The organism is Roseovarius sp. MMSF_3359 (assembly GCF_030733385.1).
Taxonomy (GTDB): domain Bacteria; phylum Pseudomonadota; class Alphaproteobacteria; order Rhodobacterales; family Rhodobacteraceae; genus Roseovarius.
Map to the genome: position 1 here is coordinate 1 of NZ_JASHJC010000031.1, position 11,539 is coordinate 11,539.

An 11,539-nucleotide genomic window follows, 5' to 3' on the forward strand; every position below is an offset into this window, starting at 1 on the left:
ATCTCGACTTCATTTGTCCGTCCTTTTGTTGGGCGGACTCTACACAAAAATGGAGGAGATTCAGGGGCTCAGGTCACTTCTTGCGCTCTGGCAGTTGATGGTCGCCTTTGTTGATCTCGGGTTTTCCGTGAAGCCTGGGGATAAATTCGCGCCCGGCGCTGACCATGGCTTCGATGATGTGTTAAGATATCTCACACTTGAGACGACAGCGCCTGAAACAGTGGCTTCCCCTAAACCACAAAAAAAACAGGAGCAGCCATGAGCGTCGAACAGTTTTCCATTGCGGGTCAGAACAGCAGTCAGACTAAGGCCGTCATCTACTGCCGGGTGTCATCCGCCAAACAGGTCGAAGAAGGCCACGGCCTCGACTCCCAGGCCACGCGCTGCCGTGAATATGCCGCGCGCAAGAACTATGAAGTCGTCCAGGTCTTCCATGAGAAAGGTGTCTCCGGCGGCCTGATGGATCGTCCCTCATTCAACAAGCTGATCACTTTCATAAAGGCCAGCAGGCAGGACGGTATGGTAGTTATCATCGATGATATCAGCCGCTTTGCTCGTGATATTGAAAGTCACTGGACGCTGCGCAGGACACTCAAAGATATTGGCGGCAAACTCGAAAGCCCGTCGATCACCTTCGGGGAGGACTCGGACTCCGTCCTCATTGAAAATCTCTTGGCCTCGGTCTCACAGCACCAGCGCCAGAAAAACCGCGAACAGACCACCAACCGCATGCGCGCTCGCACCATGAACGGTTACTGGTGTTTCCCCGCGCCGCCAGGATTTCGCTATCAGCAGGTCTCAGGTCACGGCAAGCTGCTGGTGCGAGATGAACCTCTCGCCTCCATCATCCAGGAAGCCCTAGAAGGTTTTGCCTCCGGTCGCTTCCAGTCCCAAAGCGAAGTGAAGTCGTTCCTCGAAAGTGAGCCTGCTTTTGCCAGCCGTTTTCCAAACGGCTTTGTCCGCTACGAGGAAGTGATCCGCCTCCTTACCCGCCCGCATTACGCCGGGTATATCGAAGTGCCGCGCTGGGGCATCAGGCTTCAGGAAGCCAAACACGAAGGTCTGATCTCGTTCTCCCCCTACACCCGCATCCAAGAGCGCATCCGGGAAGGGGCACGTGTTACCGCCCGCAAAGATATCAATGAAGACTTCCCGCTGCGTGGCTTTGTCACCTGCGGCGACTGTGAAAAGCCGCTCACCTCCTGCTGGTCGAAGAGCAAGACCGGAAAGAAGCACCCTTATTATATGTGCTTCAATAAAGAGTGCGGCTCCTATCGCAAATCCATCAGGCGCGATCAGCTCGAAGGTGACTTCACTGACCTGCTTGAGACCGTGCGCCCGTCCGAGACCAAGGTCTCAATCGCAGCGAAGATGTTTGCGACGATCTGGGATGCGCGCATGGAAAAAGCCCAGGAACATGCCGCTCTCTACGCTGCCAAGATTAAAGACCTGGAGACGCAAAGCGCCAAACTGCTCGACCGTCTCGTTGAAGCGGAGAACGCTTCCATCATCAAAGCCTATGAAAAGCGGATTTCTGATCTTGATGAGGAAAGACTGATCCTGACCGAAAAAGCCGCCCGAGTCGGACAACCGCGCGCCCCCTTCGAGCAGATGTTCGAACTCGCCATGCAGTTTCCCGCAAGCCTTTGTAAATTCTGGGAAACTGGTCGCTTCGAGCTGCAACGACTCGTACTCAAACTGACGTTTTCGGAGAGGTTGCCCTATGACCGGAATTTGGGGTTTCGAACCCCGGAATTATCATTTCCGTTCAGAGCGTTAGGGGGGAATTTCGTGCCTGATTGTAATATGGCGGAGCCGATGGGATTCGAACCCACGAGACCCTTCCGGGCCTACTCCCTTAGCAGGGGAGCGCCTTCGACCACTCGGCCACAGCTCCACTGACCCGTCTAATTGGTCAAACGAAGGTGAACAAGACCCCATTTCAGTTTTTTCCACCCTTCGCAACTGGCCCGCGGGGTCCCGTCCCCGCGCGCCCCGCCGAGGGCGGGCTTGCCCGTCGGAGGCGGGGCGCTCTGCCCCCTGCGCGTCAGGTGTTGAAGAGAAAGTGCAGCACGTCACCGTCTTTGACGATGTACGCTTTGCCCTCTGCGCGCATCTTGCCGGCTTCCTTGGCCGCCTGCTCGCCGCCGAGTGAGACGAAATCGTCATAGGCGATGGTTTCGGCCCGAATGAACCCCTTTTCAAAATCGCCGTGGATCACACCCGCGGCCTTGGGCGCGGTTGTTCCGGCGCGGATCGTCCAGGCGCGGGCTTCCTTGGGGCCAACAGTGAAATAGGTCTCAAGATGCAAAAGCTCATATCCGGCGCGGATCAGCCGGTCCAGCCCGGCCTCGGCAAGCCCCATTTCCTCCAGGAACATCTCAGCTTCATCGGGGTCAAGCTGGCTGATCTCTTCCTCGATCTGGGCCGAGATCACAACGCTCGCCGCCCCCTGCTCCGCGGCCATCTCGGCAACTTTCGCCGAAAACGCGTTGCCCTCGGCGGCGCTGCCCTCATCCACGTTGCATACGTAAAGGATCGGTTTCGTGGTCAGAAGCTGCAGCCCTTTCCACGCCTTCCGGTCCTCGTCATCAACCTCGACACTGCGCGCAGGCTGGCCGTTTTCAAGCGCCGCCATCGCCGCCTTCATAAGACGCTCCTGCTGCACCGCTTCCTTGTCGCCCCCGCGCACCTTGCGCACGATGTTCTGCAACCGCTTCTCGATGCTTTCCATATCGGCCAGCATCAACTCGGTCTCGATCGTCTCGGCGTCAGCCACCGGATCGACACGCCCCTCCACATGGGTCACGTCCCCATCCTCGAAACAGCGCAGGACGTGGGCAATCGCATCGACCTCGCGAATGTTGGCCAGGAACTGATTGCCCAGGCCCTCGCCCTTGCTCGCGCCCTTCACCAGGCCGGCGATATCCACGAAGGTCATCCGCGTCGGAATGATCTGCTTGGACTGCGCAATCGCCGCAAGTTTATCCAAGCGCGCATCGGGCACGGCCACGTCACCGACATTCGGCTCGATCGTGCAGAACGGAAAATTAGCTGCCTGCGCCGCCGCAGTTCTGGTCAGCGCGTTGAACAAGGTCGACTTGCCCACATTCGGCAGGCCAACGATCCCCATTTTGAAACCCATGATGCACCCCTTTGATGACGCAGCGCCGCTTCTATTGGCAGGCCGGTCCGGACGCAAGCGATGAGAGGTAATTAGGGGAGGCGCCTGTCGGCTCTCAGGCCAAGGCGCGCGTCGTGCCTGAAATGTCGATCGGGGCGCCCCTGCCCGCCTGCGGCACAACCCGCAGCAACGAAGGTGCTCCCATCTCCGCCCCCTGCAACACCTCGAACGGTCCGGACTGAATGCCCGCATCCCGCAGATATCCCGCAAGCGCCGCCGCCGCGGCCCCCGTCGCCGGGTCCTCATAGACCCCGTGGCTGGCAAAGGCGTTCCGGCTGTGTATCCGGCTGGTTGTCTCACGCCAGATGAGGTTGATCGTCACCAGCCCATGGGCCTTCATCAGCCTCGCACCGGCGTCGAAATCGTAACTCATCTGCTGCAGCGCCCCATGCGAGGCCAGCGGCAACAGCAAATGCTGCGCGCCGCCATTGATGAGCGCGTGCGCGATTTCCGGATCAAGGTCCGACCGCTGCAATCCAAAGAGCGACAGGAAATCACCGAGGATCCCGTCATTGAGCGGCTCAGAAGATGTCGCGGGCGACACCAGCGTCGCCCCGGGTTGCCCGTCCTCGCGAAATGCGGTCACGGAAATCTCTGCATCATTCAGGACAAGGTCATATTGCCCCTCGCCAAACGCCTCACCCAAAGCGGCACCCAAGGCGATGGTGGCATGACCGCAAAACGGCACCTCGGCCAACGGCGCGAAATAGCGTACGCGAAACCCATCCCCCTTAGGTGCGGCAAAGGCGGTTTCCGAAAATCCGACCTCCGCCGCGATATCCTGCATCACTGCCGGATCGGGCAGTTCTTCGCCAATCATCACGCCCGCCGGATTTCCGCCATCGCCTTGATATGTGAAAGAGGCCAGTTTCTGTACATTCATGAGAGGTCTCCCGCTTTTGCTCGGTTCAGAGATGACCGGCACCGGCGGACAGATCAAATTGTAATTTGTGCGTGCCCCCATTCCGGACGTGAATACAAAGCACCGCGAAAAATCCCCGGATGGCATTGATTTTCCCCGCCCCCTGTCGCAAAGGAGGGGCAACAAGACAGGAAAAGCACATGAGCCGCATCGACGCCAAATTCGCCGAACTGAACGCCGCCGGGAAAAAGGCGTTTGTCTCTTATGTCATGGCGGGCGACCCGGATTATGACACCGCGCTTGAAATCGTCAAAGGCCTGCCGGGGGCGGGCGTTGACGTGATCGAACTTGGCCTGCCCTTCACCGACCCGATGGCCGATGGCCCCACGATCCAACTGGCCGGGCAACGCGCGCTTGAGGCCGGCATGACACTGGAGCGGACACTGGAAATGGCGACCGAGTTCCGCAAGAGTGACGACACGACGCCGATTGTGCTGATGGGCTACTACAACCCGATCTACAACCGCGGCGTCGACCAGTTCCTGGCGGATGCCAAGGCGGCGGGGATTGATGGTCTGATCGTGGTTGATCTGCCGCCTGAAGAAGATGAAGAACTCTGCATTCCCGCGAATGCCGCGGGTCTGAACTTCATCCGTCTAGCCACGCCGACGACCGATGACAAACGCCTGCCCAAGGTGCTGCAGAATACCAGCGGTTTCGTCTACTACGTCTCGATCACCGGCATCACCGGCGCGGCCGAGGCCGAAGCAGGCGACGTGGGCCCCGAGGTCGCCCGGATCAAATCGGCCACCGACCTGCCGGTCATCGTCGGCTTCGGCATCAATACGCCGGAAAAATCCCGCGCCATCGCCACCGTCGCCGACGGCGCAGTTGTGGGCAGCGCCATCGTCAGCCAGATCGCCGATGGCAAATCCGCGGGTGAGGTCCTCGCCTTCGTCAAGACGTTGGCCGACGGCGCACATAGCGTCTGACGCTACCTCGCACTCGGAATTCAGATGTACAAACAAGCATTTGGCGCCTTCGTCGCCCATTTCTCGATTTTTCTCGCCTTCGCGGCGCTGGCGACGTTCCTCGACGAAGTTGATCTCGGGTCGTCTTTCGTCGGTGTCAAAATAGTGCTCTCGGGTCTGCTCGCTTTCTACTGCCACAGGATGATCCTGCTCGGCGACGATTTCGGATGGGATCAGGTGATTGCCAAACGAAGCAAGTTCGGGAACAGCATCAGGCTCTGGCCGTTCATGTGGCGTCTTCTGTTGGCAACAACATTGTTTATCCTCTCCGCAACGGCGATCTTCTTCCAGCTTCGCGGAGTGGTGGAAAGCGCACTCCAGGGTCCGGATGTTTTCGTTATCGGGTTCCTGCTGTCCGCGCTGATCGCTCTTCCCTTCTATGGCATTGCCCTTGCCCTATTCGGGACCGTTTTTCCGGCGGCGTCGATCAACGCGGACGCAAGCCTAAGCGCGGCATTCACCAGGGGTAAGGCACGGTTCTGGATAACGCTTTGGCGATTGTTCATCGGCTTTTTCTGCTTCTCCATGGTCGGTGTCGCCGCATATGTTTCGGTTTCGGTTTACTTCGGTTACCAGACAGCGGCAGATGGAATTTTCTACTATGTGCTATCTTTCGGCGCGACTTTGCTGGGTTGCTTTTCGACCCTGCTCGCCGCAACCGCGCTCAGCATGGCCTATCAGGAGGCCAGAACACCTTCATCTGAATAGCGGGGGTCACGTCGATTCCGGTGGCGTGCAGGATGCGCGGATGTGCCACAACCACGGGTGGGTTGCGATGAGGTTGAATAATTGGTAACTAAACCTAACCAATTTTACATCCGAGTCATCCGATGCCTGTCATAACCAACATCGACGATCTGAAACGCATCTACGCCCGTCGTACGCCGCGGATGTTTTACGACTATTGCGAAAGCGGCAGCTGGACCGAGCAGACCTTTCGTGAGAACACCAGCGATTTCAGCGAGATACTCCTGAGACAGCGCATCGCAGTCGACATGTCGAACCGCAGCACGGCCACGCAGATGATCGGGCAGGATGTGTCGATGCCCGTGGCACTGGCCCCGGTGGGGTTGACCGGGATGCAATGCGCTGATGGCGAGATCAAGGCGGCGCGGGCGGCGGAGAAGTTCGGCGTGCCCTTCACGCTTTCCACAATGTCGATCTGCTCGATCGAGGACGTTGCCGAAAACACCACCAAGCCCTTCTGGATGCAGGTCTACACGCTCAAGGACGACGATTTCATGCAGCGGCTTTTCGACCGCGCCAAGGCGGCCAAGTGCTCTGCAGCCGTCATCACGGTCGATCTGCAGGTGTTGGGCCAGCGTCACAAGGACCTCAAAAACGGCCTCTCTGCCCCGCCGAAACTGACCGTGAAATCCGTCGCCAACATGATGACCAAGGTGCAATGGGGCTTGGGCATGCTGGGCACCAAGCGGCGGTTCTTCGGCAATATCGTCGGCCACGCCAAGGGCGTCAGTGATCCGTCTTCGCTTTCGTCCTGGACCGCCGAAGCCTTTGACGAGGCACTCGACTGGGATCGTATCCGCGAGTTCCGCAAGATGTGGGACGGGCCGCTGATCCTGAAGGGTATCATTGATCCGCGCGACGCGCTTGAGGCGCTGAACGTCGGTGCCGACGCGATCATCGTGTCGAACCATGGCGGGCGGCAGCTGGACGGCGCACTCTCTGCCATCCGCGCGCTGCCGCAGATCATGGATGCCGTGGGAGACAAGATCGAGGTGCATCTCGATAGCGGCATCCGCTCGGGTCAGGACGTGCTCAAGGCCGTGGCCCTGGGTGCCAAGGGGACGTATATCGGGCGCGCCTTCGTCTATGGCCTGGGTGCCATGGGCGAGGCCGGCGTGACCAAGGCGCTGGAGGTCATCCACAAGGAGCTTGACGTGTCGATGGCCTTCTGCGGACACCGCGACATCAATAGCGTCGACCGCGACATCCTGATGATCCCGCGCGATTTCTCGGACCGCTGGCAATAAAGCACGTCCAGTTATCATTGATGCATCTCACATCGCTTTTCGCGTTCGAGCAAAGCGAGAGGCAGCAAACAAGCGATTCAATTTGAACTGGAACTGCTACAAAGGCCGAAAACGGCGATTTTAGCCCTTTTCTACCGCGGAATTCCGGTCTATACGCGCGGCTTCACGTGGGGCTACAGCCTTGGAGGAGCCCCACCCTAACAATTGGAGAATTATCATGGCTGGAGAAATTCCTGATCTTCACGCCCAGGAACGCACGGGGACGGGCAAGGGCGCCGCTCGTGCAGCACGCCGCGAAGGCATGGTTCCGGGGATCGTTTTTGGGGGCGACACCGATCCGTTGCCGATCAACGTACCGTTCAACGTCCTGCTCAAATCGCTGAAAGCTGGTCGCTTCAAGTCGACGCTTTTCAACCTCAAGGTTGACGGCCATGACGACGTCCGCGTGATCTGCCGCGATGTGCAGCGCGATGTGGTCAAAGACCTGCCCACGCACCTGGACCTGATGCGTCTGCGCCGGACCACCAAGATCAACCTCTTCATCCCGGTCGAATTCATCAACGAAGAAGACTGCCCTGCCCTGCGCAAAGGTGGTGTTCTGACGGTGATCCGGAACGAGGTTGAGCTGATCGTGACCGCGGGTGATATCCCCGAGCAGCTGACCGTTGATTTGTCCAAGCTGGAAGATATCGGCGACACCATCACCATCTCGGACGTGGAAATCCCGGCCGGCGCCAAGCTGACCATTACCGACCGTGACTTCGTGATCTGTAACGCGGCCGCGCCGTCGGCTCTGAAATCCGACTCGGATGACGAGGATGAGACAGATGCAGATGAAGTGCCAACCGTCGGTGACGAAGAAGGCGACGCAGCCGAGGGCGACGCAGCCGAGGGCGGCGAAGAATAATCCTCTGGCGCTTCTGTCAGAAAGCAATCGACGCGGCTCCGATCGGGGCCGCGTTTTTCGTGGCGCACTGGTCGTGAACGATTGATTCCCCCGCGATGCCCGCGTAGACCCATGGCGCGATATGAAGAAGGCCACGCATCATGCAACTGATTGTCGGCCTGGGAAATCCGGGCGCCAAATACCAGAAAAACCGGCATAATATCGGCTTCATGGCGGTGGAGCAGATCGCCGCCGATCACGGGTTTGGCCCGTGGAAAAGCAAGTTTCAGGGGCAGATCACCGAAGGCAGGCTGGGCCGAGAAAAGGTGCTGCTGCTTAAACCCGAGACTTTCATGAACCTCAGCGGTCAATCCGTGGGCGAGGCGATGCGGTTCTACAAGCTCGCCCCCGAAGACGTGACCGTGATCCATGACGAGATCGACCTCGCCCCCGGTAAGCTGCGCGTCAAGCAGGGCGGCGGCCATGCGGGCCATAACGGCCTGCGCTCCGTGCATCAGCATATCGGTGACGCCTATCAGCGGATCCGGCTGGGCGTGGGCCATCCGGGGCGCAAGGAGTTGGTGCCGCATTACGTGTTGCAGGACTTCGCCAAGGCAGATGTCGACTGGCTCGACGACATGCTTCGCGGGATTAGTGATGGCGCGGTGCATCTGGCCGAAGGGGCCAATGACCGGTTTCAGAATGCCGTTGCACAGCGCGTGGCCCCGGCGCGGTCATCCACCACGACCCCCAAACCAAAACCCGCATCAAAGGCAAAACCCGACCCCGTCCCGGGACCCGCTCCAGAACCCGAAGACACACGCAGCGCGATGCAGCGCCTGATCGACAAGTTCCGGTAAAGACCAGCAAGGCTTGTCCCCGCTGGCCAGGGATGTTTTGCTGGTGAACGAGGTGGACAGGTGAACATGCGGCGACTTCTGAAATGGTTTGGGCGCGTCGTTCTGGCGCTGGCACTGGCAGCTCTTGTCGTAGGGCTGTGGAAGCGCGAAGAAATCACCCGCCTTCTGGCGGTCCAATCGCTCTTCTCCGCCGAGAAGATCGTCAGCAATTTCTCGAACATGAACAAGGCTTTCCTGACCCGCCCGATACCACGCGGCGACGGACCGGTCAGCCCGCTTCCCATGGGGCCGGAGGCGGACCTGCCGCCCGAGATCGAGGATTGGATCGCAGCACGCGCGGTCACCTCCCTGCTGGTGCTCGACGACGGCCAGATCGTGCATGAAAGCTATCACCTGGGCACCGGGCCGGAGGACCTGCGCATCGGGTGGTCCATCGCCAAGAGCTTTGTCTCGGCGCTTTTCGGGATTGTGCAGGCCGAGGGCAAAATCGGCGCGCTCGATGACCCGGTCACCAAATACGCGCCCGTCCTGACCGGCAGCGCCTATGACGGCGTCACGATCCGGCAGGTTCTGCAGATGACCAGTGGCGTGCAGTTTGACGAGGATTACCTGGACTACCATTCGGACATCAACAAGATGGGCCGCGTGCTGGCCCTTGGGGGGTCGATGGATGGCTTTGCCGCAGGCCTCGACGCCCGCGCCAGCGATCCCGGCGATCGCTGGAAATACGTCTCGATCGACACGCATGTGGTGGCCATGGTGATCCGCGGGGCGACCGGTCGGGACCTGCCCGATCTGCTGGCCGAAAAGATCATCGCGCCCCTCGGGTTGCAGGCCGCGCCCTATGTTCTGACCGACGGGCGCGGCGTGGCATTCGCCCTTGGCGGTCTTAACCTCACCACCCGGGACTACGCGCGCTTCGGCCTGATGTTCGCGCAAGGAGGGCAATGGCAGGGGCAGCAGATCGTGCCGGCGGATTGGGTCGCCGCCTCGACGACCGCCAGCGCCCCGACCGCGCCGGGCAAGATCCGCTATGGGTACCAATGGTGGATCCCAAAGGGCGCGCCCGACGGCATCTTCATGGCGCGCGGCATCTATGGCCAGTATATTTACATCGACCGCCCCCGTGGCGTCGTCATCGTCACCACCGCCGCCGATCGGCTTTTTCGCGAACCGGGTGTCAACGATGACAACGTCGCGATGTTTCGCGCAATTGCCCTGGCCGTTGCACCGGACTAGGTTGCCACAGGGGAGACGTGCGATGATTGACAAAGAACCGGCGATCAATGTCCTGGGTGGCGTCCTTGAGATGTGCTCGAAAGATCCGGTGACGGGCTTCTTTCGCGATGGCCATTGCAACACCTGCAGCGAGGACCGCGGCAGCCATACGGTTTGCGCGCTGATGACGGCGGAGTTTCTGGCCTTCTCCAAGTATGTCGGCAACGACCTCAGCACCCCCCATCCCGAATTCGGATTTCCAGGATTGAAGCCCGGGGATCAGTGGTGCCTCTGTGCCGCGCGGTTTCTCCAGGCCCATGACGAAGGCTGCGCCCCGCAGGTTCGGCTGGAGGCGACCCATGAGCGTGCGCTCGACATCGTTCCGCTGCATATCCTGCAGCAGCACGCCCCGGCCTGACTCGTTTCGCGGCGGCTCCCAACAGTCCAAGATTGATTCGTCAAAAACACTACTAAATTCTGGGTTGTATTTTTCCAACCTTAACGGTTTCCCGATCCGCCGGAAAATCGGGATTACTTGCATTGAACAGATATTTTCCAAACTGAGAACGATCCAGAAATCCGCGCGGTCTGCGCCCGATTTATCCTGAATTAAGGACTTTCGCGGGGTTCAGATGAAACAGTTGCCCGATTTTCCCCCTGTTTCCGTGGCGTCACCCGAAACTGTTGAACATCCGGCGACACTCGAAAAACGCCGATTCCGCTCCACTCGAGATCAATCCGCAAAAAGGGACTGGCAATGTTTAAATTTAGGCGCAATATTTAGGTATCGAAGGAAAGCGGCAGAAAGCAAATGCGAAAATTTGTTTCCGGAAGGGTAACGAGTGATCGTGAGAGTATCGGTATGAAAGTGTTGTTCCCGCGTTTGTTTTCTGTCCGCGACTTCTACGAAACGGTTCTGGGTTTGTGTTTTTGTCCCGTGCCTTGTGTGGCTGCCATCAGGCAGCAGGTAACGAGTGAACCCTGGTTGAAGGCTGCAGCCGGGGAAAGGTAGTGCGTGGTGAAAAACCCGGAATGTTCGTTAGGAGATGGTGGGACATCCTGACAGGAGTACTTGTTTTATGAGTGAGATGTTTGATGGGCCGCAGAACCCAGCGGTGTCACCTTTCGGGTGGCGCGAAATCGAAGGGAATCCGCGTCCGGGGATCGAAGAAACCGTGGACCAGGAGATCTACAAAGTGATGGTCGCGCAACGTCGCGAGGCCAACAGGCGGAACCTGCCCGACCTGGAAGAGTAACGAGTGAAATAGGTATATGCAGCGAATGCCCGGCCCGGACGCATCCCCCGGTCCAGGTATTCAGAATAGCCCCCGGACTGTCATGCGCTGCCCCGCATCGGTCCGGGGGCAACTTCTTGTCCCCTGCGAAAAACCTGCGACGCACGCGCGGATTGCGCATGCACCTATCTTCAGGAGCTCGATCGCTGCCACCCGCGCCCCGCATCTGGTGCGACGGGGTGGGCGGGCTGGCGTTGCGCCAGATGCGG

General features: G+C 59.4%; 12 protein-coding genes, 1 tRNA gene and 1 pseudogene. 10 read left to right on the forward strand and 4 right to left on the reverse strand.

Annotated elements, in window-relative coordinates; genetic code table 11:
- Positions 1–262 (forward strand): hypothetical protein (locus RBB29_RS22065; protein ID WP_306117105.1); only part of this gene is annotated, 262 nt, incomplete at its 5' end.
- Positions 259–1,308: pseudogene (locus tag RBB29_RS22070) on the forward strand (recombinase family protein); the annotation flags it as partial. The gene RBB29_RS22065 and the pseudogene RBB29_RS22070, both read left to right, overlap by 4 nt.
- A gap of 48 nt (positions 1,309–1,356) precedes the next feature.
- Here the strand turns inward: RBB29_RS22070 and RBB29_RS22075 are convergent.
- The 4 genes from RBB29_RS22075 to RBB29_RS22090 all read right to left on the reverse strand — a co-directional run bounded on the left by RBB29_RS22075 (position 1,357) and on the right by RBB29_RS22090 (position 4,067).
- Positions 1,357–1,683, reverse strand: coding sequence for a hypothetical protein (locus RBB29_RS22075; protein ID WP_306117104.1), 327 nt, complete (start codon positions 1,681–1,683; stop codon positions 1,357–1,359).
- 124 nt (positions 1,684–1,807) lie between these two features.
- Positions 1,808–1,897 (reverse strand) — tRNA-Ser (locus tag RBB29_RS22080).
- Between the two features lie 150 nt (positions 1,898–2,047).
- Entirely contained in the window at positions 2,048–3,145 is a 1,098-nt protein-coding gene (ychF, locus tag RBB29_RS22085; RefSeq protein ID WP_306117103.1) for a redox-regulated ATPase YchF, read from the reverse strand.
- Between the two features lie 94 nt (positions 3,146–3,239).
- Entirely contained in the window at positions 3,240–4,067 is an 828-nt protein-coding gene (locus RBB29_RS22090; protein ID WP_306117102.1) for a PhzF family phenazine biosynthesis protein, read from the reverse strand.
- Positions 4,068–4,246: 179 nt separating this feature from the next.
- Here RBB29_RS22090 and trpA point away from each other — a divergent pair, with 179 nt between their 5' ends.
- The 8 genes from trpA to RBB29_RS22130 all read left to right on the forward strand — a co-directional run bounded on the left by trpA (position 4,247) and on the right by RBB29_RS22130 (position 11,291).
- Entirely contained in the window at positions 4,247–5,038 is a 792-nt protein-coding gene (gene trpA, locus RBB29_RS22095) for a tryptophan synthase subunit alpha (protein WP_306117101.1), read from the forward strand.
- Between the two features lie 24 nt (positions 5,039–5,062).
- Positions 5,063–5,785, forward strand: coding sequence for a hypothetical protein (locus RBB29_RS22100; RefSeq protein WP_306121225.1), 723 nt, complete (start codon positions 5,063–5,065; stop codon positions 5,783–5,785).
- Between the two features lie 122 nt (positions 5,786–5,907).
- On the forward strand, positions 5,908–7,071 hold the full coding sequence (locus tag RBB29_RS22105; RefSeq protein ID WP_306117099.1) for an alpha-hydroxy acid oxidase: 1,164 nt from the start codon (positions 5,908–5,910) through the stop codon (positions 7,069–7,071).
- Positions 7,072–7,288: 217 nt separating this feature from the next.
- Positions 7,289–7,978 carry a 50S ribosomal protein L25/general stress protein Ctc gene (locus RBB29_RS22110; protein ID WP_306117098.1) on the forward strand — a complete coding sequence of 230 codons (690 nt, stop codon included), beginning with the start codon at positions 7,289–7,291 and terminating at the stop codon, positions 7,976–7,978.
- Positions 7,979–8,118: 140 nt separating this feature from the next.
- Complete coding sequence (gene pth / locus RBB29_RS22115) at positions 8,119–8,817, forward strand: aminoacyl-tRNA hydrolase (RefSeq protein ID WP_306117097.1); 699 nt, start codon at positions 8,119–8,121, stop codon at positions 8,815–8,817.
- Positions 8,818–8,883: 66 nt separating this feature from the next.
- Positions 8,884–10,056, forward strand: coding sequence for a serine hydrolase (locus RBB29_RS22120; protein WP_306117096.1), 1,173 nt, complete (start codon positions 8,884–8,886; stop codon positions 10,054–10,056).
- Positions 10,057–10,078: 22 nt separating this feature from the next.
- Positions 10,079–10,453, forward strand: coding sequence for a DUF2237 family protein (locus RBB29_RS22125; protein ID WP_306117095.1), 375 nt, complete (start codon positions 10,079–10,081; stop codon positions 10,451–10,453).
- 661 nt (positions 10,454–11,114) lie between these two features.
- Complete coding sequence (locus tag RBB29_RS22130) at positions 11,115–11,291, forward strand: hypothetical protein (RefSeq protein ID WP_306117094.1); 177 nt, start codon at positions 11,115–11,117, stop codon at positions 11,289–11,291.
- The last annotated feature ends 248 nt before the right edge of the window (positions 11,292–11,539 follow it).

Bases quoted from the DNA above. Each gene is read 5' to 3' on its own strand.
- RBB29_RS22110 (WP_306117098.1), top strand. From the start codon at position 7,289: ATGGCTGGAGAAATTCCTGATCTTCACGCCCAGGAACGCACGGGGACG.
- ychF (WP_306117103.1), bottom strand. From the start codon at position 3,145: ATGGGTTTCAAAATGGGGATCGTTGGCCTGCCGAATGTGGGCAAGTCG.
- RBB29_RS22125 (WP_306117095.1), top strand. From the start codon at position 10,079: ATGATTGACAAAGAACCGGCGATCAATGTCCTGGGTGGCGTCCTTGAG.
- trpA (WP_306117101.1), top strand. From the start codon at position 4,247: ATGAGCCGCATCGACGCCAAATTCGCCGAACTGAACGCCGCCGGGAAA.
- RBB29_RS22120 (WP_306117096.1), top strand. From the start codon at position 8,884: ATGCGGCGACTTCTGAAATGGTTTGGGCGCGTCGTTCTGGCGCTGGCA.
- RBB29_RS22105 (WP_306117099.1), top strand. From the start codon at position 5,908: ATGCCTGTCATAACCAACATCGACGATCTGAAACGCATCTACGCCCGT.
- RBB29_RS22100 (WP_306121225.1), top strand. From the start codon at position 5,063: ATGTACAAACAAGCATTTGGCGCCTTCGTCGCCCATTTCTCGATTTTT.
- pth (WP_306117097.1), top strand. From the start codon at position 8,119: ATGCAACTGATTGTCGGCCTGGGAAATCCGGGCGCCAAATACCAGAAA.
- RBB29_RS22090 (WP_306117102.1), bottom strand. From the start codon at position 4,067: ATGAATGTACAGAAACTGGCCTCTTTCACATATCAAGGCGATGGCGGA.
- RBB29_RS22130 (WP_306117094.1), top strand. From the start codon at position 11,115: ATGAGTGAGATGTTTGATGGGCCGCAGAACCCAGCGGTGTCACCTTTC.